Annotated in this window: 20 protein-coding genes; 12 read left to right on the top strand and 8 right to left on the bottom strand. The window is 62.4% G+C overall.

The features are described 5' to 3' along the window. The first annotated feature begins 278 nt into the window (after window positions 1-278). From VSX56_RS17990 to VSX56_RS17965, 6 genes are all read left to right on the top strand, one after another. A complete protein-coding gene (locus tag VSX56_RS17990; protein WP_339114823.1) occupies window positions 279-713 on the top strand; it encodes a MarR family winged helix-turn-helix transcriptional regulator in 435 nt (144 codons plus the stop codon). Window positions 714-716: 3 nt separating this feature from the next. Further along, the gene (locus tag VSX56_RS17985; protein WP_350939009.1) at window positions 717-1391 is read left to right on the top strand and encodes a TetR/AcrR family transcriptional regulator; all 675 of its coding nucleotides are present in this window, start codon (window positions 717-719) and stop codon (window positions 1389-1391) included. Window positions 1392-1658: 267 nt separating this feature from the next. Next, window positions 1659-2441 (top strand): alpha/beta fold hydrolase, encoded by a 783-nt coding sequence (locus VSX56_RS17980; protein ID WP_349295546.1) that lies wholly within the window; start codon window positions 1659-1661, stop codon window positions 2439-2441. 13 nt (window positions 2442-2454) lie between these two features. Next, window positions 2455-3486 (top strand): 2,5-dihydroxypyridine 5,6-dioxygenase NicX family protein, encoded by a 1032-nt coding sequence (locus VSX56_RS17975; protein ID WP_349295545.1) that lies wholly within the window; start codon window positions 2455-2457, stop codon window positions 3484-3486. A gap of 68 nt (window positions 3487-3554) precedes the next feature. Next, window positions 3555-4187, top strand: a complete 633-nt coding sequence (locus tag VSX56_RS17970; RefSeq protein ID WP_339114819.1) for an isochorismatase family protein — start codon at window positions 3555-3557, stop codon at window positions 4185-4187. Window positions 4188-4250: 63 nt separating this feature from the next. After that, window positions 4251-5537, top strand: a complete 1287-nt coding sequence (locus tag VSX56_RS17965; protein ID WP_339114818.1) for a uracil-xanthine permease family protein — start codon at window positions 4251-4253, stop codon at window positions 5535-5537. A gap of 78 nt (window positions 5538-5615) precedes the next feature. On the opposite strand, the gene VSX56_RS17960 is transcribed toward VSX56_RS17965, so the two are convergent. Beyond that, on the bottom strand, window positions 5616-7580 hold the full coding sequence (locus tag VSX56_RS17960; RefSeq protein WP_350939008.1) for a glycosyltransferase: 1965 nt from the start codon (window positions 7578-7580) through the stop codon (window positions 5616-5618). A 380-nt stretch (window positions 7581-7960) separates the two neighbouring features. On the opposite strand from VSX56_RS17960, the gene VSX56_RS17955 reads away from it, so the two are divergent. Further along, window positions 7961-10036: a TonB-dependent receptor plug domain-containing protein gene (locus tag VSX56_RS17955; RefSeq protein WP_350939007.1), complete on the top strand. Its 2076-nt coding sequence runs from the start codon at window positions 7961-7963 to the stop codon at window positions 10034-10036. A gap of 40 nt (window positions 10037-10076) precedes the next feature. Here the strand turns inward: VSX56_RS17955 and VSX56_RS17950 are convergent, their stop codons facing one another. From VSX56_RS17950 to VSX56_RS17920, 7 genes are all read right to left on the bottom strand, one after another. Beyond that, window positions 10077-11078: a LacI family DNA-binding transcriptional regulator gene (locus VSX56_RS17950; protein ID WP_350939006.1), complete on the bottom strand. Its 1002-nt coding sequence runs from the start codon at window positions 11076-11078 to the stop codon at window positions 10077-10079. A 235-nt stretch (window positions 11079-11313) separates the two neighbouring features. Continuing rightward, entirely contained in the window at window positions 11314-12255 is a 942-nt protein-coding gene (locus VSX56_RS17945; RefSeq protein WP_350939005.1) for a dihydrodipicolinate synthase family protein, read from the bottom strand. A 63-nt stretch (window positions 12256-12318) separates the two neighbouring features. After that, window positions 12319-12999: a GntR family transcriptional regulator gene (locus VSX56_RS17940; RefSeq protein WP_339114813.1), complete on the bottom strand. Its 681-nt coding sequence runs from the start codon at window positions 12997-12999 to the stop codon at window positions 12319-12321. Then, the gene (locus VSX56_RS17935; RefSeq protein ID WP_339114812.1) at window positions 12996-13508 is read right to left on the bottom strand and encodes a MaoC family dehydratase; all 513 of its coding nucleotides are present in this window, start codon (window positions 13506-13508) and stop codon (window positions 12996-12998) included. Before VSX56_RS17935 ends, VSX56_RS17940 begins: the two co-directional genes overlap by 4 nt. After that, a complete protein-coding gene (locus VSX56_RS17930; protein ID WP_350939004.1) occupies window positions 13498-15069 on the bottom strand; it encodes an acyl CoA:acetate/3-ketoacid CoA transferase in 1572 nt (523 codons plus the stop codon). The genes VSX56_RS17935 and VSX56_RS17930 overlap by 11 nt, the downstream gene beginning before the upstream one ends. Continuing rightward, window positions 15066-16208 carry an acyl-CoA dehydrogenase family protein gene (locus VSX56_RS17925; protein WP_350939003.1) on the bottom strand — a complete coding sequence of 381 codons (1143 nt, stop codon included), beginning with the start codon at window positions 16206-16208 and terminating at the stop codon, window positions 15066-15068. The genes VSX56_RS17930 and VSX56_RS17925 overlap by 4 nt, the downstream gene beginning before the upstream one ends. Window positions 16209-16228: 20 nt before the next feature. Continuing rightward, the gene (locus tag VSX56_RS17920; protein ID WP_339114809.1) at window positions 16229-16645 is read right to left on the bottom strand and encodes a hypothetical protein; all 417 of its coding nucleotides are present in this window, start codon (window positions 16643-16645) and stop codon (window positions 16229-16231) included. A gap of 117 nt (window positions 16646-16762) precedes the next feature. On the opposite strand from VSX56_RS17920, the gene VSX56_RS17915 reads away from it, so the two are divergent. The 5 genes from VSX56_RS17915 to VSX56_RS17895 all read left to right on the top strand — a co-directional run bounded on the left by VSX56_RS17915 (window position 16763) and on the right by VSX56_RS17895 (window position 22499). Beyond that, entirely contained in the window at window positions 16763-17683 is a 921-nt protein-coding gene (locus VSX56_RS17915; RefSeq protein WP_350939002.1) for a dihydrodipicolinate synthase family protein, read from the top strand. A gap of 20 nt (window positions 17684-17703) precedes the next feature. Then, window positions 17704-18672 carry a TRAP transporter substrate-binding protein gene (locus tag VSX56_RS17910; RefSeq protein WP_349295537.1) on the top strand — a complete coding sequence of 323 codons (969 nt, stop codon included), beginning with the start codon at window positions 17704-17706 and terminating at the stop codon, window positions 18670-18672. A 51-nt stretch (window positions 18673-18723) separates the two neighbouring features. After that, window positions 18724-19248 carry a TRAP transporter small permease gene (locus VSX56_RS17905; RefSeq protein WP_350939001.1) on the top strand — a complete coding sequence of 175 codons (525 nt, stop codon included), beginning with the start codon at window positions 18724-18726 and terminating at the stop codon, window positions 19246-19248. Further along, on the top strand, window positions 19248-20534 hold the full coding sequence (locus VSX56_RS17900; RefSeq protein WP_350939000.1) for a TRAP transporter large permease: 1287 nt from the start codon (window positions 19248-19250) through the stop codon (window positions 20532-20534). The genes VSX56_RS17905 and VSX56_RS17900 overlap by 1 nt, the downstream gene beginning before the upstream one ends. 81 nt (window positions 20535-20615) lie before the next feature. Next, window positions 20616-22499 carry an acyltransferase family protein gene (locus VSX56_RS17895; RefSeq protein WP_350938999.1) on the top strand — a complete coding sequence of 628 codons (1884 nt, stop codon included), beginning with the start codon at window positions 20616-20618 and terminating at the stop codon, window positions 22497-22499. The last annotated feature ends 70 nt before the right edge of the window (window positions 22500-22569 follow it).

The raw sequence follows: 22569 nt of genomic DNA, 5'->3' as shown, positions 1-22569 counted from the left end.
CCCTGACGCAAACGCAAGTTTTGAGTGCATACAAACAAATATAGGGGACAGATGTGGCTTTCCCCACGACCCCTGCAAGGAATGGGTGTTTTATAGGCATACCAACAGCAAACTGCCCGCAATCTACACAATAAATATGTTGGCGCAGGCCGGCCTAAAAGCCTCGCTCAGGCTTCGCCAGCTTGCAAATCCAGAACCCGCGCCGGTAACGCATTGCATCAGCGGTAAATTCATTGGATTGTATCCCTAACAACGACTTTTCCGCTCAGGATCGCGCGATGCCCCCACTCGAAGAAGACCAAGACTACAAGCTGGACGAGCAGGTGGGCTTCGCGCTACGCAAAGCCTATCAACGCCATATGACGATCTTCTCCGAGCACAATCCGGGCGGGCTGACCTCCATGCAGTTCTCCACGCTCTACCGTCTGGCGATGGAACCGGGACCGGTCTCGCAGAACGCGCTGGGACGTCTTGTGGCGATGGATGCCGCCACAACCAAAGGCGTTGTCACGCGGTTGCAGGCACGCGGCCTGATCAAAAGCGAAAAGGATCAGGTCGACAAGCGGCGCTACAATCTGAGCACAACCGAAGAGGGGCGCGCATTGCTGCAACAGACCCTGCCGGTCATGAAACAGATCACCGCCGATACGCTGGCGCCGCTCAACGCCGCCGAATCCGCGATGCTCTTGAACCTTCTGTCGCGGATCAGCTGACCTATGCCCCAGCCGCCCCGCAGGAGAGGACGCCCGAAGGCCGGCCCGCCGGAGATGGGCGATGGCGCGGGGCTGCGCGGGAACATCCTCGATCAGGCCGAACTGGCCTTTGCGGCGCAGGGATATGCAGGCACCGGACTGCGCGAGATCGCGCAGCGGGCCGGTGTGGATCAGGCGCTCCTGCGCTATTATTTCGGCTCGAAACAGGATCTGTTCGATGCGGTCTTCACCCGTCGTGGAGGTGTGCTTTCGGACCGCCGCATAGCGCTGCTGGAGGCCTGTCTTGCGCAGGGCCCGACCGTCGAGACCCTCGTCGAGGCCTATCTGCAACCGCAATGGGATATGAAGCATAGCGGCCCGAACGGTCAGGCCTTTCTCCAACTGCAGGCCCGCATCCATGCCGAGCCCGAAGCCCATGCGCTGGACTTGCGTCGCGAGGTCTATGACCCGTCGCTCAAACGCTATATCGCCGCACTCTCTGCCTGCCTGCCCGATCTGCCGCGTAGCGTTCTGGCAACCCGTATGGCCTTTCTGGTGGGCGCCTATCTCTTTATCCTCAACGATCTGGGCCGACTCAGCGATCTGATCGAGGATGGTGGCGCACGAACGGATGATAGCCACACGCTGCGCGAGCTGGTGTCCTTCCTCTCCGCCGGCCTGAAGGCGCCCGTTAATTAGGCGCCTTGCCCGATTTACGGATAAATTCCGCCCGAAACTCCATCAGTCCCTAATTCATATGTATACAAATGATGTTTTTAGTTATTCATCAGATGAAGAATTCATATGGATAAGGGCGGCATCGCGACCTCATGGACCAATTTGAAGGTGCTCGGCCACGAGACCCGCGTGGCGGTGCACAGCCGTCCAGCGCGTCCTGAAACGGACGCTTACTGAACTTACGGGCGCCCCGCTGCGGGCACCCGCGCCGGAGATAAGGAGACCCCCATGGGCTTTGGCTATAACATCCACGCGAATGGCATCCGCCAGCACCTGATCCGCCATGATGGGCCTGCGGGCGCGAAACAGCTGCTTCTGGTGCCGGGGATCACCTCTCCCGCGATCACCTGGGATTTCGTGGCCGAACGTCTGGCCGGGAAATACGAGGTGCATGTGCTCGATGTGCGCGGTCGCGGCCTCTCGGAGACCGGCGATCTGGATTACACGCTTGATGCGATGGCCAAGGATGCGATTGCGGTAGCCAAGACCATGAATGACCCGATCATCATGGGCCATTCGATGGGGGCCCGTGTGGCGATCCGCGCCAATGCCATTGATCCAGAGGCGTTTTCGGGCTTCCTGCTGATCGATCCGCCGATGTCTGGCCCGATGCGCCGCGCCTATCCCTCGAAATGGCCGTGGTATGGCGACAGCATCGTAATGGCGGCCAAGGGCTGTTCGGCCGAGGATATGCGCGCCTACTGCGCGACATGGACCGACGAGCAGCTGGCCCTGCGTGCCGAGTGGCTGCATACCTGCAACTGGGGCGCGATCCGTCAGGCCTTCGACGGCTTCCACACCGATGACATCCATCAGGACATCCCCAAAATCACCAAACCCGCGCGTCTGGTGATTGCCGGCGGCGCGAGTGTGGTGGATGCGGCCGATCAGGCCGAGGTGGCAGATCTGAACCCCGCCATCGAACAACGCATCGTGCCCGATGCCGGCCATATGATCCCGTGGGACAGCCTCGACGGCTTCCTCGACGCGGTCATGGATTTCAACGCCTAAGACAGGACATATCATGGACCATCAGAGCTTTACCGAAATCTGCCTCCACCAGCTGAAAATGTCGGGCGTGCAATCCGACGAGCGGCTGATCGTGCTGACCCAGGGCAATGAACGCCTAGATTATGCCGATGCCTTCATGGCCGCTGGCCGTATCCTTGGCGCGAAGATGTATCACATGCGCCTGCCCGCGCCGCCCGTTGTGGGCAATTGGGCAGTGGGCCAGACCGGTCTTGCGGCGATGCCCGAGGCGGTCGAGGCGCTCAAGAACTGCGATATGCTGATCGACTGCATCTTCCTGCTGTTCTCGCCCGAGCAATTCGCCATTCAGGCCGCGGGCACCCGAATCCTTACGGCGGTCGAGCCGCCCGAGCTGCTGGCGCGCATGCTACCCACGCAGGAGATCCGCGAGAAAGTCACTATTGCCGGTGAAATGGTCGATAAAGCCAAAGTCATGCGCATCACCTCCCCGCATGGCACCGATGTGACCTATAAGCTCAATACCTATCCGGCGGTCACCGAATATGCCTGCACCGATGAGCCGGGTCGCTGGGACCACTGGCCCTCGGGCTTTGTGTTCACGGGGGGCGATGATGATGGCGTTGACGGCACCATTGTCGTGGCACCGGGCGATATCCTCCTGCCGCAGAATGTCTATGTGCGCGAACCGATCACCTATACGATCGAGAAGGGCTGGATCACCGATATCCGTGGCGGTCTCGATGCCGAGCTGGTGAAATCCTATATGGATGATTTCAACGACCCGCGCGGCATGGGCATGAGCCATGTCGGCTGGGGGATGAACCCCAATGCCAAATGGCACAACCTCCAGCCCGGTGCTTTCCCGGGCGGGATGGGCATGGAGCCGCGCGCCTTCTATGGCAATGTCATGTTCTCGACCGGCCCGAATAACGAACTGGGCGGGCCCAATGACACGGCCTGCCATCTGGATATCCCGATGCGCGGCTGTTCCTTGTTCCTTGATGACGAGCCTGTGGTGATTGACGGCGATATCGTCGTCAAAGAGATCGCGATGGAGCGCAACTGATTTTCCCCCGACTGGCCCCGCTCTTCTCCTGCGGGGCCTCTTTTCTTCCTGCTTTCCGAGGCATTCAAATGTCCCAAGACCAGACCTATACCGCTGCAGGCTTCGGCAATCCGGTGCCGCGCGGCACGAAGCCTGCTGTGGTCGTCGTCGATTTCTCCTATGGTTTCACCGACCTGCAATATCCCACGGCCTCGGATGCCGCCTCCCAGATGGCCGCAACCAAGCGGCTCTGCGATGTAGCCCGCGCCAAGGGCTTTCCGGTGATCTTCACGACCATCGCCTATCACAAGGGGGAGCTGGACAAGCTGCCATGGCTGAAAAAGGCGCAAGGCATGGCCGCGCTCATTGAGGGCTCGCGCCTCGTCGAGATCGATGCCGCCACCGGCATCCGGCCCGAAGATGCGATCGTTACCAAGAAAGGCGCCTCCTCCTTCTTCGGCTCCACGCTGGCAGCACTTCTGGCGGGCGCGGGTGTCGATACAGTCATCGTCTGTGGCGCGACCACCTCCGGTTGCGTGCGCGCGACTGTGGTGGATTCGGTGCAATCGGGTTTCAATACGCTGGTGGCCGCCGATGCCTGCGCCGACCGCGCGCAAGGCCCGCATGACGCGAACCTCTTCGACATGGGCCAGAAATACGCCGATGTGACCCATTCCGACGAGCTGATCGGCTGGATCGGCCAATTGGAGGCTGCCCTCTGAACATCAGAGTGCTAAAGCGCATCAGCCCGTTCGGGCCGAGATTACGTTAAGGAGCGGAAGACGATGTCTTATTTTCCCAGATGGAGGCTGACCACCTCTGACACGGTCATGCCCGATGAGCGCCTGCCGATGCGCGCCGCCGTGCCGATGGGTATCCAGCATCTGGTGGCCATGTCGGGCTCGACCATTCTGGGGCCGCTCCTGATGGGGTTCGACCCGAACCTCGCGATCCTGTTCTCGGGCATAGGCACGCTGATCTTCTTCCTCTGCACAGCGGGGCGTGTGCCCTCCTATCTGGGGTCGAGCTTTTCCTTCATCGCCGTGGTGATCGCGATCACCGGCTATGCGGGCACGGGCCCCAATGCCGATATCGGTGCGGCTCTGGGGGGCATCATCGCCTGCGGCGCGCTTTACGCGCTGATCGGCTTGGTCGTCATGGCCGCGGGCACCGGATGGGTCGAGAAACTCATGCCGCCTGCGGTGACAGGGGCGATCGGCGCAGCCATCGGGCTGAACCTCGCGCCTGTGGGCGTCAAAGGCATCGAGGGCGGGGGGCTGCATACCACCATCGCACTCCTTACGCTGTTGGCGGTGGCGCTGGTTTCGGTCTATGCGCCGGTCGCACTGCGCCGCGTCTCGATCCTGATCGGCATCGCGGCGGGCTATGTCGCGGTGCTGGTCCTGGGCAATGGCATGGGCCTGATGCCCGCGATCGATTTCACGCAACTCTCCGCCGCCCCGTGGTTGGGGATGCCCGCCTTCCAGACGCCGCGTTTTGAAACCGGTGCGATGGTGCTGATCGCGCCTGTGGCCCTGATCCTCGTGGCCGAGAATCTGGGCCATATCAAAGCTATCGGCGCGATGACCGGTCAGGATATGGACCGCTATGTGGGTCGCGGGTTCCTGGGCGACGGTCTGGCCACGATGGTCTCGGGCGCGGGCGGCGGCACGGGCGTGACCACATATGTCGAGAATATGGGCGTGATGGCCGTGACCCGCGTATTCTCCACGCTGACCTTCATCATCGCGGCTTGTGTGGCGATTCTTCTGGGCTTCTCGCCAAAATTCGGCGCGCTCTTGCAAACTATTCCAGCCCCCGTGCTGGGCGGGTTGTCGGTGGCGGTCTTCGGACTGATCGCGGCAGCGATGCTGCGGCTCTTCGTTGACAACAAGGTCGATTTCTCCAAGCCCCGCAACCTCTTTACCGTCGGTGTGACGCTGGTCTTCGGCTCGGGGGATTTCTCGCTGAGCTTCGGCAATTTTGCCATCGGCGGTATCGGCACCGCAACGCTGGCCGCGCTTGTGCTCTACCAGATCCTCGGGCTGTGCGAGCGCAAGACGCAAGGCTGAGACGCGCGTTCCGGACATCCGCTACTACGGGAGGGGCCTGATCGGGGCCTCCCCTTTTCGCGTCCTCTCAGGCTCCCCTCAGCCCCCCTGCGCCAGCCAGCCGGCAGGCCCCATCTCGGCGAGATCAGGCGCGCGCTGCCGGAGCGCTTCAACGAAAGCTTCGGCAAACCCGTCGGCAGGAGCGGTGCCGGAGCTGCGTGACACCGGCGTATCCTTCTGTGCATCCACACCGAAAATCGCCCCGATCCGTTCGGGCGTCAGAGCGGGCACTCCCAGCGTGGCGCAAATCGCACCGACCGTCTCATGCGGCGCAGCCACCAGCCGGTCGTAATCGATCACCGTCACCTCGAGCCCGCGCGCCTGCGCGGCACGGATATAGCCGAGCTGGTCCGAGAGGGTCTTTGCCAGAACCTCCGGCGCCGCGCCCCAAAGCCTGTGATAGGAGAGCGCCCATGCCACCGGCTCGCGCACGACGAAAAAGACCAGCGTATCGCGGTGATGCGCCGCCAGATCCTCGCAGACGGGCGTCGCCTGCGCGCGCAGTTTCACCACGAACTGCGACTGGCCTGTCTGCGCCGCCTGATCGGCCAGCACATTGAGCCCCAACCGCATAAGCCCCTGATAGAGCGCAGGTTCGGCGCGCAACTCCGGTGTAACGGCCAGATTGGTGAAACTGTCGGGCTCCGACCATGTCGCAAGCCCCATCCCCTTGGTGAGTTTCGACAGCAAGGTCGAGCCGCAGCGCCCGATGGACGCCATCACCACCGGTCGGGCACGCAAAGGCCGCTGCCACGGGCCGATATTATCGAAGGACATGGCATAACCTGCGGATCCGAGTTTCCGGAGTCCCTGATAATAGAATGGCTCCTCCATCAAAGGCGCGTCTTCCGGCACGTCGCACCAGAAGACCTCGCGTCGTCCGGCATCCAGATGGTGGATATGCAGGCTGGAAAAATCCCCGATGAAACGCTCGGTGGTGCCTCTGGATACGATTTTTATGGCCGTACGAGCGGAGATCGCGGTGGCCTTTCTCGGGCGGAACACCAGCGAATATTCTTCCAGTGGAATCATATCCTCCAGCGGTTCTTCGGAAGGTGGTTCGGGCAATGTGGCGTTGATGAAGGCCTGTATTCCTACCAGCGTCTCCGTTTCGTCCGCCGGCCCGAGCGCGAGGAGATCGACGAACACTTTTCTTGCGACCAGACGCAGCCCGGTCTCCTCGACCGCGGCCAGAGCTTTCAACAAAATCTGCGCATCATGCGCGATCACCTTATGCTGGAAAGCCGTCCGGTAGCCCTGCGGCTGACTGTCGAGGAATGCCAGACACTTCGCCAGAACGGCAAGCCGTGCCGCTATATTGCGCCGCGATCCCTGCTTCTGCGTGAAGGAAGACTTATCCTCGCGCACCCGCCACAACACGGCCACCTGCGCGCAAACATCAATCTGCTCCGACATGCAGAAAGCGCGCAGATTGGGCAGGATATCCTCGAAGATCCCGTCAGGGATCGGATAACAGGCTTTCTCGAAGAAATCCCGCCGGAAAATCTTGTTCCAGAAGACACTGGCAAAGACCAAGTCCGGTCGGTCCTCCGGACGGACTCCGCTTCTGCTGACCGCATGACCACGGCTCAGCCGGCTCTTGCGCAGCACCCCTCCGCCCCGCAGGCGCCGGAACGCGCAGGTGACGAAATCGGACCCGCTTGCCTGCACCTGCCGGAGGGCCGCAAGATAGGCCTCCGGCACGACAAGATCATCCCCATCCAAAAAACCGATATGCGCCCCGCGCGCCCCTCTGATCCCGATGTTGCGCGCCTCTCCCGGTCCGACACGCGCTGCTTGCAACAGCCGGAAACGTGGATCATCGCGCACGCGCGCCTCGCATCTTTCACGCGAGCCATCCGTTGACCCGTCATCGACCAGAATGAATTCGACCGCCACATCGTTCAGCGCCGCAAGGCTATCGAGGCAATCGGGCAGATAGCGGTCCACGTTGAAGACCGGCACGATGATACTCAGTTCGGGAAGGACGCTTTCGGATGTCATGTTGCTTCTGGCCTGCCCCCCACAGGTAACGCCGCGCCGGAAGATCACGCGATACATCATTGGTAGGCCCGCCCCTTCTCCATCGCAAGCGCTGCACCCTCCGGTCGAGATCCACCCCGGCGGCCCCGGCGAGTAACTGCCTAAAACACGTGCGTATTTTACGGAAATCCGTCAGAGCAGGTCTTTATCGACACCCGGCGCCTGCCGGCAAACCCTCGCAAGACGAGGCCCATTCGTTGCATTATAGCCACATATCCAGCGCCGTCCAGAACCGGATCACGTCAGGCAGACGCGATCCGCATAATACCCGACAAAAACACTTTGAATAAGATCCGCGTGATGGATACCCAACGGAAAATCACTTTCCCGGGAGACCCCTCATGCCTACGCGCCTGTCCCTCACCTCGCCCCGACACCTCGGGCGGCTGACCGTAAGGACGCTTCTCGCCTCTTCTGTCGCGGTCCTGCCCCATCTTGCCCATGCGCAGGACGAGACCCTCGAGACGGATATCACGCTCGACCCGATCATGGTCACCGCCTCGACCCTCACCACCACGCTGCAGGACGCCCCCGCCTCGGTCACCGTCATCGGCGCCGAGGATATCGAGGCCAAGGGCGCGCGCGAGCTGACCGAGGTGCTGCGCGAGGTGCCCGGCCTCAATCTGAGCCGCTCGAATGACGGCACCAACAAAGTCTCCTTCCGCGGGCTGTCCTCCAGCCGGACGCTCATCCTCGTCGATGGCAAGCGTATCAATGCCAGCAAGAGCTTCGCCCGCCACTATCAGGGCGATCTGGGCGACATCCCCACCGACGCGATCGAGCGGATCGAGGTGGTGCGCGGCCCGATGTCGACCGTCTACGGCTCGGATGCGATGGGCGGTGTCATCAATATCATCACCAAGAAGCCGACCAAAACCCTCTCCGGTTCGGTCTCGGCCGATTTCGGCTTTGGTGACCACAGCACCACCGGCGATAACCGCCAGATCACCGGCTATGTCAGCGGCGCGATCACCGATACCCTGTCGTTTTCGGCCTGGAGCAAGATCTCCGAGCAGGATGCGCCCGATCCGTTCACCTATACCGATAGCGATGGCGAGGCGGCGACCGCTTATGGCAGCGACGGCTCTAAGGTGCGTAATTTCGGCACCCGTCTAAGCTGGACGCCGTCCGATACGATGGAGTGGGGGCTCGAATATTCCGGCTCCACCGATAAATATCTCGCCTCCGAAGGCGCGCATGACACCAACCATGTGAAAAAGGACAGCATCGGGCTGACCAATGAGTGGACGCTGGGGCAAGGCACCCTGTCGAGCTATCTGCGCTATGAACATGCCAGCAACGAGAGCTGGGACAGCGATGCGCTGGCCTGGGAAGATCCGATCGAGTATGACACCACCTCCTTCGAGACGCGCTATACCTCCTTCACGCAGCTGGGCTCGGTAGGGCTGGAATATACGCTGGGCGGCACGGTGATGCGCGAGGAGCTGAATGATCCGCAGACCACCAGCGGCACGGTGCTCGACGGCTCGGCAACCACGGCGGCGCTTTACGGCGAGGGTCGCCTGACCCTGACAGACCGCCTCAGTGTGACGGGGGGCGCACGGCTCGACCATCACGAGGAATTCGGCGAGCATCTGTCGCCGCGCCTCTATGCCAATTACGATCTGGGCCATGGCATGATGCTGAAGGCAGGCTACTCCGAGGCCTTCGTCGCCCCCGATTTGCGCAGCCTCGACCCCAATTACAAGATGAGCTCGCGCGGCAACGGGTGCAAACCCTATGCCGGCCCCTGCGTCATCTATGGCAACGAGGATCTGGAGCCCGAGACATCGCAGAATTACGAGATCGGGATCAATGCGCAGGGCCGGACCGTCAGCTGGGAGCTGACCGCCTTCTATAATGATGTCGACAATATGATCGGCGCACGCCAGACCGGCGAGACCGATCCCGATACCGGCTATACGATCTACGAGCGCACCAATCTCGACAGCGGCAAGACCGCGGGCATCGAGGGCGGGCTGACATGGCAGGTGCAGGACGGCCTGAAATGGACCAATACCTTCACCTATCTGGCGAAATCGGAATACACCTATACCTATGACGCGCTGAAGGATGTGACCTTCCCGATGGCCACGACCCCCAAATGGAACATCACCACAGGGCTCGACTGGACGGTCAACGACCGGCTGAACCTCTCGGGCACGCTCACCTATGTCGGGAAACAGGCCAATTATCAGGATGCCGACGACCTGAGCTCGGAAGAGGCCCGTGCCGTGCCCAGCGGTCAGAATTCGGACCCCTATTATCTGGTGGATGTGGCGATGAACTACCGCCTCAACGACCAGACCAACCTGCGTCTGGGGGTGGACAACCTCTTCGACCAGCAACCCTCCGACGAGACGAGCTACCGCGAGAATGGCCGCCTTTACAAGATCGGCCTGACGACGCGCTTCTGACACAAAGGCTGCCACCCGTGAGGCGGGTGGCAGCGATGCTCTAAAGACCCTCGCTGATCAGGATCTCCTGCGGCAGATGCGCCATGACCGGCGCGCCCGTATGGCCGATGGGCAGGACCATCCGTGCCACCGCCGCGCGCGCCAGCCCCTCGAAGGAATGGCTCAGGACGACATCCACCCAGCCCTGCGCCATCGCCGCCGCGACATAGGGATCGCGATAGGTGCCGATCACCGCGATATCGGGCCGGTCGAGCAGTTTCAGCGCCCCGATCGCGCCCGCCATTCCCGCCCCGATCACATAGAGCCCGCGGATATCGGGCTGCTGGCCAAGCAGACGGTAGAGGCGATTGCGGCAGGTCGCGTCGCTTTCGCCGCAATCGAGCCGCGACACCAGATCCATTCCACGGCCCGCAAGACAGGCTGCGAACCCTGCGGCACAGTCGCTTTGCGCGGCAAAACCGGACGCGCCGCAGATCACCGCGACCTTGCCGCCCTGCGGAAGAAGCCGCTCCATGAACCAGCCCGCACTCCGCCCGAGCCGGAAGGCATCAAGCCCCACAAACCCCGCCCGCGCGGCCTGCGGCAGATCCGACAGCAGCGTCCAGACCGGCACCTGCCTCTGCGCAAGCTCCCCGAGGGTCTGCACAAGCACCGGATCATCGGGGCACATGACCCCGAGCGCATCGCAGGACTGCGCAAGCTCCTGCAAGATGATGGCCGCCGTGGCGGGGTCGGTCTCGTCATAATAGCGCAGTTCGGGCCTTGCGCAGATCTGCGCCGCCTCGCTCAGCGCCGCACCGATATCGCGATAGAGGCCGTTGCCCTGCGGCAGCACGAAGCCCAGCCGCTTGGTCCCTGCCCCTTCCGCCGCGCGGCGGCGCAGCACGGGCACACCGTGGAACCCGATCGCCTCGGCCACCGCCAGCACATGCTCGCGGGTTGCCTTCTGCACGGCGCCCCGCCCGTTCAGGATGCGGTCAACCGTCGAGGCGCTCACCCCTGCCGCCTGCGCCAATCGTGGAATGGTGATCCTGTGTGCCAATCGCCTTCTCCAGCCGTTCGCTCCCGCCTTCGGGCGGGGAGCATGCAAAGCTGGCGGTCCCCCTCAGCGGGGGGTGGCTGGCAATCCTATTACGCGAAACACCGTTCGAGCATCGCGCTAATGCCTAGATGACGTGCCGACAGACATTCTTCAACTGCAATAAGCTCTGCGCGCACATACGAGGCCCCATCCGCGGCAGCGAGGGGGCCTCGTTCTCCTTGCCCATCCGATGCCGTCAGGCGTTATCGCGGCCGATCGTGGTGAAGACCTCGCGCAACTGCGCCGCAAGCTCCGGCGTCACCGGCAAGAGCGGCAGACGCGGGGTCGAGCGGTCGATTACGCCTAACGCCACGAGCCCTTCCTTGATGCGGGTATGCATATCGACCACCGGCGCGGGATGATAGATGGATTGCACCACCGGATAGAGCGCGTCATAGGCGGCACGCATTGCTGCCAGATCCTGCGCCTCGGAGGCCGCCCAGAGGCGGTTGAGCAAACGTGGCGCGACGCTTGCCAACCCCGAAAGAATGCCATCGGCACCGAAGGCCACCTGCGCGAAGAACCAGTTGAAATTCGAGGCCAAAATGGCGACATCGGGCGCCTTTGCCTTCACCGCACGGACATTTTCCTCATAGGCGAGGATCGTGCCCGACCCCTCCTTGATGGCCACCACCGTGTCGATGGCGGCGATCTCGGCCAGCATCGGCGTCGAGAAGCCGAAGCCCGAGGCTACGGGGAACTGGAACACCGAGAGCGGCACTTGCGGGAATTCCTTCTGCAAGGCCTCGAAGAACCTGGGGCCCGCCTGGGTTGCGGCATTGCCACCGGCAATGGCTTCGGGCGGGAAGATGGTCACGACATCGGCCCCGCCCTCTAGCGCCGCCTCGATCTGCGAGAGCGCCTGCGGCAGGCCGGTCGGAACGACCCCTGCCATCAGCGGGCGGCCATCGGCCACAAAGGCGCGGGTCACGCGCAGCACCTCGGCACGTTCGGATGCGGTCATGGCGGTGGCCTCGCCCGCATGGCCGTTCACGAACACGCAGGCCGCCTGTTCGGCCCGCGCGCAGTGCTCGAGCGTGGCCTCGTAGCCTTTCCAGTCGATCGATCCGTCCCCGGTGAAGGGCACGGTCGTAGCAACGGTCACGCCGCGCAAAGCGGCGCTGGTGACTCTGGTCATCAGTCTATCCTTATTGATGTCGCCCCGCAGAGCGGGCGTCGCTCGGCGGGCGGTATGTCCGGCTCAGGCCCCTGCGGGGGGCAGCCGCTCGAAGAGGTCCTCGCGCACGGCGGCATTCTGCATCCGCAACAGCGCCTCGACCTGTTTGAAATCATGGCGTTTGAGCGCCTCGACGATCAGCGCCATCTCCAGCGCGAGGCCCTGCCTGCGCGCGCTGCCATAGCCGAAGCTATGGCGGAACGCGTAAATCATCTCCCAGCCATGGCTGAAGATCCGCAATGCCTCGTCGTTGCCGCCGAACTGCACGATCAGCGCATTGAACCCGCGGTTATGGCGCAGGGCCGCCTCGTCATCGCCCTGATCCACCGCCTGCTGATAGGCGCGCTGATGCGCCTCCAGCTGCGCGATCTTGTCCAGCGTCAGGCAATCGCGCAGCCCGCGCAGCGCCATGATCCGCAACTCGGTATTCAGGTCATAGAGATCGGAGACGTATTTATGATCGATCCGGCGCACCACCGCGCCCTTGTTGGGGCTGAATTCGATCAGTCCCTGCCCTTCGAGCAGGCGCAAGGCCTCGCGCAGCGGCATGACCGAGCAGTCGAACATCTTCGTAAGGGCTGCCAGTTTCAACCGCTCGCCGGGGCGGAACTTGCCCGACAGGATCGCATTGCGCAAATTGTGGCTTGCGGTCTCGACGGCATTCTCCTGCCGTGCGGGCTCGATCTGGGCCTCTAGGTCGGTCATGTGCCCTCCGCGAGCGTCTCTGCCTTCGCTCTGATGAAAGACAGATGTTGGGCCGAAATCAAGACCCTACCATCGGCGCGGCGCAATTCGACCTCTTCCGTGACAATGCCTGCAGGGCGCGAGGACGAAGCCCGCGCGCCCGAAAACCTCATCCAGACATACACGCGGTCCCCGGGCAGGATGGGCGCACGGAATTTCACCGCATCCCAGCCAAGCGAGGCAATCGAGCTTTGGTCATAAAGATGCAGCCGCGTCTTCAGGCCCTCCATCAGGGACAGGCCGAACAGACCATGCGCGATGAGCCCCGGAAAACCGGCCTTGCGGGCATAGTCCTCATCGACATGCAGCGGGTGTTCATCCAGCGTCACCTTGCCGAAGATCGCGATCCCCTCGCGGGTGATCTCATGGTCCGAGGTCACGAATTCGGCGCCGACCTCGATATCCTCATAGAACAGACCCTCGGGGCCGATGCCCGCAAGGCAGGCCTGCATCTGTGCTTCAGTGGCCATTATTCTCTCCTGTCAGACAGGTTTTGAGATCCATCGCGCCGGTCCGGAACAGAGCGGCCTCCATCAGTTTGAGCGTCTCGCTGATGCGCGGCGCGAAGGCCATCTGGTCGAGCACATCCTCGCGCAGCCGCACACCGGGTGCCACTTCGACCAGCACCATACCATCCGCCTCGAGCCGGAAGACCGCGCGTTCAGTCACAAAGGTGACCTCCTGCCCCTTGGCCCGCGCCTGCGCGCCGTTGAAGCTGATCTGGCCGACTTTCCCGACGAATTTGCGCATCCGTCCTTCGGTGGTGATCTTCATCTCGCCCTCGGCGGGTGCGCAGCGCAGCCCGCCACCCGTCAGCGTGCCCGAGAAGACCAACCGTTTGGCGTTCTGGGTGATGTCGATAAAGCCGCCCGCGCCATCATAGCGGTCACCAAAGCGGGTGACATTGACGTTGCCCTCGGGATCGACCTCGGCAAAGGACAGGAAAGCGCAATCCAGCCCGCCACCATCGTAGAAGTCGAACTGATAGGGCTGGTCGATAATCGCCCGTGGGTTATAGGCGGTGCCGAATTCGCGCGCATAGCCCGGAACGCCGCCGATGACACCTGCCTCGACGGTGAGGGTGATCATATCCTCGATCCCCTCCTCGGCGGTAACATTGGGGATCATCGCCGACACACCCACCCCGAGATTGACCACCTCGTCAGAGCGTAGCTCCATCGCGGCACGGCGCGCGATCACACGGCGCTCGGTCAGCGGATCGGGCGCAATCGAGGAAATCGGCACGCGGGTCTCGCCGCAGCGCGCGGGGTCATAGCCCGTGGTATAGGTCTGCATCTGCTCGGGTTCGACCACGACGTGATCCACCAGAAAGCCCGGAATCTTCACCAGTTGCGGATGCAGAGAGCCACGTTTCACCAGCCGTTTCACCTGCACGATGACCGTGCCGCCATTGTTATGGACGGCTTGGGCGATCGACATATCCTCGCGAGTCGTTGCCTCATGTTCCATAGCGATATAGCCATCCTCATCGGCCGAGGTGCCGCGCAGGATGCAGATATCTGGCAAGGGCATCCGGTAGAACAGCCATTCGCGCCCGGCCAGCTCGGTCAGTTCGACAAAGGGCTCCTCGGCGCGGGCATTCATCCGCCCGCCATCCTGACGGGGGTCCATATAGGTGCCGAGCCCCACATGGGTCACAACCCCCGGCATCTTGCCGGCCTGCGCGCGGAACATCTGGCTCATGACGCCCTGCGGCAGGTTGTAGCCCGCCACACGGTTCTCGACGATCAGCTTCATCAGCGGCAGTTGCAGCCCGAAATTGGACCCGAACACGCGCGAGACCATGCCCTCATGCGCTAGCCGGCACAGGCCCTTTTCGGTCACGGCCCCAATGCCCGTGACATGGATCAGCGTCAGGTTCGAGGGCGAGCGGGTGTCATGGAAACGGGTCTCGAGCGCCTCGAGGATCGCCTCGGGGACACCGGTGCCGCCATTGCCGCCCACCACTAGCACCTGATCGGGACGGACGAGATTGGCCGCCTCTGCGGCGGTAAGAATGCTCAGGCTCATTGATACTGCTTCTCGAGATTGCGGGCGATGATCACGCGCTGGATCTGGTTGGTGCCCTCATAGATCTGCGACAGGCGGACGTCGCGATAGAGACGCTCGATCCGGTATTCGCGCGAATAGCCGTTCCCGCCATGGATCTGGAGCGCGTTGGAAATATGCACCTGCGCCATATCGGTGGTGAACAGCTTGGCCTGCGCGGCCTCCAGCGCATAGGGCAGACCATCATCGGACATGCGCGCGGCATGATGGATCATCAGACGCGCGGCGGTGATGTCCTTCGACATATCGGCGATCATGAACTGCACGGCCTGATGCTCGAAGATCGGCACGCCGAACTGCTTGCGGGTGGTGGCATAGGCCATCGCATCCTCCATCCCCGCCTGCGCCATGCCAAGCGCCATCGCCGACATCAGAAGCCGCGAGAAGTTGAAGTTATCCATCGCCATCTTGAAGGCGCGGCCTTCCTCGCCCAGAAGGGCAGTGGCGGGCACGCGGACCTCGTCGAAGCTGACCTGACATTCGGCCAGACCGTGCATGCCCATCAGCTCCTCGGATTTCCCGCGCGAGATGCCGGGTGTATTCATATCCACCACAAAGGCGCTAATGCCGCGATAGCCCGCATCGGGATCGGTCTTGGCAAAGACCATGATCATATCGGCCACGCGACCGAAGGTGACCCATGCCTTGGTGCCCGAGATCACCCAGTCGTCACCATCGCGCACCGCGCGGGTGCGCATGGCCGAGACATCCGAGCCCGCATCGGGTTCGGTGACCGCACAGCTGGGGATGATCTCGCCTGCCAGAATGCCGGGGATCAGCGCGCGCTGGGTGTCGTTGCCATGGTGATGGAGGACGCGCACGGCCTCGGTCGGGATGGCAAAGGCATTGCCGACAGCGCCCGACGCCCCTGCCAGACGTTCCATCACCGCGCAGGCGGCCAGCGCTCCGAAGCCCGACCCTCCGGCCTCCTCCTCCAGCGCCACGCCAAACAGTCCCTGTCCGGCCATTGCCTTGTAAAGATCCGCGGGGAAATCCCCGGCCTTGTCGAGGGCGGCGGCGGCGGGTGCGATGACGTCGGCGGCAAAGCGCGCGGCCATATCGTCGATCATCGCTACATCTTCGCTGAAGTATCTCTGCATAATCGTCCCTGTTTTTTGTATCAACTATTGCGCGAGCGCGTCTGTTTCATATCAGCGGCAGAGATGCCGCCATGATAGGCATCCGTCTCGTCACGGGCGACGAAATAGATGGCCACATGCGCCAGCGGCAGGCCGTAGCTCTCGGCAAAGGCCGTAGCCAAGGCGCGCGCGGCGCGATTCTGCTGGTCTTTCGGCCGAGGAAAGGCGTGAAGTTTTATAAAAATGCGCTTTTTTTCGGCATCTTCGCCAAATTTTCCGGCATGGGCATAGGCATCACGAGAATCATGGAAATAGCAGGTGACGATGTCGGGGCTTACCTTATAGGCCTCCACAAGCGCCCTGGTCGCCTCCTCAGCGGCCGCTTTACGCGCCTCTAAAGGCCCGCCAAAATCAGATATTTCCATAAATGGCATCGCTATTTCCTTCCAAAGCCACACGGCCCCTCCTGCCAGAGAAACGCCAGCTCAAGCCTTTGATTTCATCAAATCCGCCCATTGACGACCAAAATATATCAAATAATGTGAGTAGCAACAGGTTATTTGAGGTCATGACTGATGGCTCACACACCGTTTCGCGGCAATTATACCGTCTGCCTGACAGCCTTCGACCAGAGCGGCGCGCTCGATCTGGAGCGGATGGCCGGCTATGTCGAGTGGCAGATCGCGCAGGGCGTGGACGGGCTGATCCCGCTGGGCAGCACGGGCGAGTTTCTCTCGCTATCACGCGAGGAACGCAGCGCCGTGGCCGAATGCGTGATCCGCACGGCGCGGGGCCGTGTGCCGGTGCTGATCGGCTCGGCCGCCGAGTCGACCGAGGAAACGATCAGCCTGTCGCAGGAGGCCGAAGCACTTGGGGCCGATGGGGTTATGGTGATCGCGCCCTTCTATTCCAGCCCTACGCCAGAAGAACGTTTCACCCATTTCCGCCGCGTGGCAGAGTCTCTGAGCCTTCCGGTGATGGTCTATAATAACCCCTTCACCGCCAATATCGACATCACTGCCGCAGATCTGGCGCGGCTGAGCGAGATCGACAATATCCTCTATGTGAAAGACACCTCGAAAAACGTCCATCGCGTGACCGAGATCCTCGACCTGTGTCAGGGACGGCTGGAGGTCTTCGCGGGCTATTACCCGTGGGAATCCTGCCTCGCAGGAGCCGTGGGCTATAGCTCCGTCGTCTCCAACATCGCACCCACGCTCTCGACAGAGCTGGTCACACGCGCACGCAATCTGACCGACTGGGAGGCAAGCCGCGCACTTTACCGCCGCATGCTGCCGCTGATCAACGCCCTCGGCGGTGATCTCTATGTGCCCGCAACCAAGGCCGCGATGCGCATGATCGGGCAGGATATGGGGCCGCCGCGCTCGCCCCGCCTGCCGCTTCCCGCGGCCGCCGCGCAAAAGCTGCGGGCCATTCTTGCCGCACCCGAGCTGGGACTTCTCGGCGAGCGCCAGACGTCCAACCACAACAAATGACCACAAAAACAGGGAAACCCATGACACTTCGTTCGCTTCTGATGGCTTCCGCCCTCACGCTTGCCACTACACTTGCCACCCAAGCCGCCGAGCTGCGCGCCTCGCATAACGCCAATGCCGACGAGCCCTATGGCGTGGGTCTCGACAAGATGGCCGAGATTGTGGCCAAGGACACCGATGGCAGCCTCACCATCAAGACTTTCCCCAATGCGCAGCTGGGCGACGAGATGGAAAGCATCCAGGGCACCCAGATGGGCACCGTGGATATCGCCGTGGCCGCCAACGAGGCACTGGCAAACTTCGCCCCCGATCTGGCGACCTTCTCGCTGCCCTATATTTTCAAGAGCTCCGAACAGATGGACAAGGCGCTGGATGATCCGAAGATCTTCAATCTGGTCTCGACCATTCTCGAAGAGCGGGGGTTCAAGCTGCTGGCGCTGTTCTCGGCGGGCGAGCGTCATATCATGACCAAGAAACCGATCAACTCGATCGATGACCTGAAGGGCGAGAAGATCCGTGTCATCCAGAACCCCGCCCATATCGATGCGTTCAAGGCGTTCGGCGCGAATCCCGCACCACTGCCCTATACCGAACTTTATGGTGCGCTGGAAACGGGCGTGGTGGATGGCGCCGATGCCGCTAATACCAACTACTACTCGCAAAAGTTCTACGAGGTGGCTCCCGATTGGGCGATGGTCGGCTGGCTGCAGCTGGTGGCCCCCGTTGTCATGGGCAAAGCGGCCTTCGACAAGCTGCCCGCAGACCAGCAGAAAGCGCTTCTGGATGCGGGCATGCAAGCCGGCAGCTTCGAGCGCCAGTATTACGTCAAGAGCGATGCGGAGAAACTCGAGAAGCTGAAAGATGCGGGCGTGACGATCACCCATCCCGACACTGCCGCCTTCCGAGAGGCCGCGGCCGGTGTGAAGGAGAAATATCTCGATGATGACCGCAAGAAAGAACTCTACGAGATGATCAACGCGGTCAACTGATCCAATCGCGAGGGGGTCGCCCCCTCGCCTCCCACTACCGGAGGTCTGCCCATGTCATGGCTTGCCAATTTCGTGCATAAGCTCAGCAGGGCCTTGCGCCTTGTCGTATCAGGGATCGTCGTCGCACTTCTGGGCGTCATGCTGGTCTCGGTCCTTGTTCAGGTGGCAGGGCGCTATCTCTTCAACTATCCGATCTCGTCCGCCTCCGAGATCGCGACCTTCGCACAGATCCTTCTGGTGCTGTTCGGTTCGGGTATCGCCTTGGCCCGCGGCCAGCATGTAGCCATCGATATGCTCCCTGCCCTGCTCCCGCGCAACGCGGCCCGTGTGGTGCTCGTGGCGATCAATGCGGTTATCATCGCCTTCCTAGCAGTGCTTTGCTACGGCACCCAACCGCTCATCGCCTTCGGCAAATTCCAGACATCGCCCGCTCTGGGCCTCCCGATGATGTATATCTACATGACCATGCCCGTCGCGGGTATCTACATGATGATCGAGGCACTCGATGCCTGCATCCGTCGCTGGAACGACCCCTTCCCCCGACCCGATGTTCCAGCGCTCGACGAGGCCGCCTGATGATTGTCATTGTTATTGCCTTCGTAGCGCTTCTGTCTCTGGGCGTGCCCGTGGTTTTCGTGCTCGGCGCCTCAGCGGTGGGGTCGTTGCTGCTGACCACCGATATTCCCGTCTCCATCGTCAGCCAGCGGATCTTCGCGGGGCTTAACTCCTTCACGCTGATGGCCATCCCCTTCTTCGTGCTGGCGGGGCTGGTGATGGATGCAGGCGGTATCTCGCGCCGCATCGTCGATTTCGCGACCGCGATGATGGGCTGGGTCACGGGCTCGCTGCTGCAGGTTTCCTGCCTTGCGGCCACGGGACTTGCCGCCATCTCGGGTTCGGGCTCTGCAGATGTGGCGGCCGTCTCGGCGATCATGCAACCCGCGCTCAAACGCAAACGCTATGATGTCGATTTCGGCGCGGTCATCATCGCCTCGGCCGGGGCAATGGCAGCCGTCATCCCACCCAGCCTGACCATGGTTGTGCTCGCGGTGATCACCAATATCTCGATCGGGGCACTTTTCATGGCAGGCGTGGTGCCGGGGCTGATATGCATCGCGCTCCTGATGCTCAACGCCTATATCCATGCCAAGCGCGGCGGTCCGCAATATCTCGAGACCGAACGCTTCAGCCTTGCCCGCCTGCTCAGGGCCGGATGGGCCGCGATCCCCGCGATGGTGATGCCCGTTATCATTCTGGTGGGCATCCTGGGCGGTGTTTTTACCCCGACAGAGGCCTCGGCGGTAGCCGCCTTCTATGGGCTATTGGTCGGGATGTTCGTCTATCGCGAACTCAAACTCTCGGATCTGCCCGCGCTGTTCCTGCGCGCGGCCTCGATCGCGGCCTCGGTCATGCTGATCATCGGCACGGCCTCGGTCTTTGCATGGCTGATCGCAAGCAACAACGTCCCCGCCCTGCTGGGCAACTGGCTGCGCGAGGTCTCCTCCAGCCCTGCCGTCTTCCTGCTCCTTATGAATGCGCTCCTGCTGTTCATCTGTATGTTCATGGAAACCATCGCGGCCCTTCTGATCGTGGTGCCGGTGCTGACACCGGTGGCGCTGTCACTGGGGATCGATCCGGTACATTTCGGCATCGTCATCATCCTCAACTGCGCCATCGGCACGGTCAGCCCGCCCTACGGGATCTCGCTCTTTGTCGCGGCGAATGTGGCCGAGCGCACGGTTATACAGGTCACCCGCAAGATGTTCTGGCCGTTCCTGTCGATGCTGGCGGTGCTGGCCCTGATCACCTTCGTGCCGGCCGTGCCCCTCTGGCTGCCCCGCATATTGGGGCTGGTGCAGTGACTGGGGCCAACTGCCGATAATCGGATCTTTACCACATCCCTGTTAGCTGGACATGTTGTGTAACAGTGTCAGGAATAACGCGTGAACCGTCCGATCAGCCCCGAAATGTCAGCAACCTTCCGGGCCGATATTCAGGGCCTTCGGGCCATCGCCGTTCTGTCCGTCACCCTTTTCCACGCCTTTCCCCATGCCCTGCCCGGCGGTTTCGTCGGGGTGGACATGTTCTTCGTGATCTCGGGCTTCCTGATCGGCGCTCTTCTGCGCCGCGATATCGCCACGGGCCGCTTCTCTCTGGCCGAGTTCTATCGCAAGCGCATCCGGCGTATCTTTCCGGCGCTCTTCGCGATGTTGCTCGTCTGTCTGGCCGTAGGCTCTCTGATCCTGAGCCCCGAGAAGTTCGAGGAACTGGCCCGCAATGCCCTCTCGGCCACGATCTTCCTGTCGAATGTCGATTTCTACCGCTATAGCGGATATTTCGACACAGCGGCCGAACTGCGGCCCTTGCTGCATACATGGTCCCTTGCCGTCGAGGAGCAGTTCTATCTGCTCTTCCCGCTGGTGCTCTGGCTGGTGATGCAGCGCGCCGCTCGCCATCTGGCATGGATCACGCTCCTGAGCGTGCTGGCACTGCTGGGGCTGTCGCAATGGTCGCTCGACCATCCGACCGCCGCCTATTTCCTGACACCGTTCCGCGGCTTCGAGCTGCTGGCCGGCGCGCTGATGGCCTACGCGCCCGTCCCGCCCGCGCGTCTGCGTCCGGTCCTCGCAAGCGCGGGTGCGGCTCTTGTGCTGGCCAGCCTGATCCTTCTTTCCTCCAGGACCCCCTTCCCCGGCCTCTGGGCGGTGCCGCCCACTCTCGGGACGGGGCTGATCCTCTGGGCAGGGCGCGCAGGCACCACGCGGATCGCGCTCTGGCTCTCGCATCCGGTGCTCGTATTCTTCGGCGCGATCTCCTACTCGCTCTATCTCTGGCACTGGCCGATCATGGCCTATCTGCGTCTTCTGTCGCCCGAGGAACCGGCCATCTGGGTCATGGGGCTTTCGCTTGCCGCATCGGGTCTGGCGGGCTGGCTGAGCTACCGCCTGATCGAGCAGCCCTTCGCCCAGATACCGACCACGCGCCCGATCCTGCGGGCGGGCGGCTGCGCGATGCTGGCCCTGATCGCGGGTTCAGGCTGGATCTGGTGGCAAAAGGGCATGCCCCAGCGTTTCACGCAGGCCGAGCTACAACTATTTGCCGGAGCCGAAGATTACAGCCCATGGCGCGCAAGTTGCCATAAACACCTGCCCTACCGGGACACCTGTATATTGGGGTCGGGCGACACCCCGCCCGAGATCGCGGTCTGGGGCGACAGCCACGGCACCGAACTCTCGGCAGCCCTCTCGCACGACCGCGCGGTGCGCCAGATCACCGCCTCGGCCTGCCCGCCGGTCATCGGCATCGATATGCCCCGACGCCCGGATTGCCGGAGCGCGAACAAGGCGATGCTGGCGGGGCTCGTGGCAGACACCACCATCGCGACCGTCCTTCTGGCCACCAATCGCGCGGCCTATCCCGAGGATCTCGCGGGCATGGCGGAGGGCTATCGCGCCGTCGTCGAGGCACTGGTTGCGGGCGGCAAGGAGGTGATCCTGCTGGGACAGATCCCCAATCCCGATCTGGATGTTCCCCAGATTGCCGGCTCCTACAAACTGCTCGGGCGCGATCTGGCGACGCTCAGCATGCCCGCGCATCCGCAGATACCGATGCTTGTGTCATGGGCCGGACAGCAAAAGGCCCTTGCGCGAGAGCTGGACCTTCAATGGATTGACCCGACAGCCAGCCTGTGCCGTGACGGGATCTGCCCGATGACCGAAGCCGACAGCGTCCTCTATTTCAACCCTACCCATGTCAGCATGACAGGCGCGGAGAAGATCGCGACCCTGATCCCCGCACCCGTGCACCGGACCATCACAGCGCGTTAGTCTGCCCTGGTCTTGCCCCACTGAAGTGGTCCACCTTTTGGGATAGTTTATCCCGTATGATGGAGGAGTA

The organism is Thioclava kandeliae (assembly GCF_040297545.1).
Taxonomy (GTDB): Bacteria; Pseudomonadota; Alphaproteobacteria; order Rhodobacterales; family Rhodobacteraceae; genus Thioclava; species Thioclava kandeliae.
Note: the sequence above shows the minus strand (reverse complement) of the source record. Positions and strands in the feature narration are given on the sequence as shown.